The following is a 542-nucleotide window of genomic DNA, read 5'->3' on the forward strand; positions in this document are numbered from 1 at the left end:
AAGTCAGATTGGCTTGTTTAAGTAATTTTTTAATGGCTGGTGCAGGAGCAAAACCCATAATGCGCGGTTCTACACCCACTGCTTTTGAAGCAATGATCTTGGCACGCGGTTTTAGGTTGTAAGCTTGAACTGCCTCATCAGAAGCAATAAGCAATGCGGCTGCACCATCGTTAATGCCTGAAGCATTTCCTGCAGTCACAGAACCCTCTGCTTTAACAACTGGTTTAAGCTTGCTTAAAGCTTCAAGCGTGGTCGATGCACGTGGGTGTTCATCGGTATCAATCACAACAGCATCACCCTTACGCTGAGGGATCTCAACTGCCACGATTTCTTTAGAAAAAAAGCCTTTGGCTTGCGCGCTTGCGGTGCGTTGTTGGCTCACCAAGGCAAACTGGTCCTGATCTGCACGATTCACGTTGAACTGTTCAGCCACGTTTTCGGCAGTCTGGGGCATGGTATCTACACCATACAATTCTTTAAGTTTTGGGTTAATAAAACGCCAGCCCATGGTAGTGTCTTCAATCTTCTGGCTACGGCCAAAA

The 542-nt window shown here is 46.7% G+C and carries 1 protein-coding gene; it reads right to left on the reverse strand.

Features of this window, described 5'->3' with window-relative positions; genetic code table 11:
• On the reverse strand, window positions 1-542 hold a 542-nt coding region (locus NL42_RS19130; protein WP_461313954.1), incomplete at both ends, for a thiolase family protein.

The organism is Acinetobacter sp. GN11, from assembly GCF_054823985.1.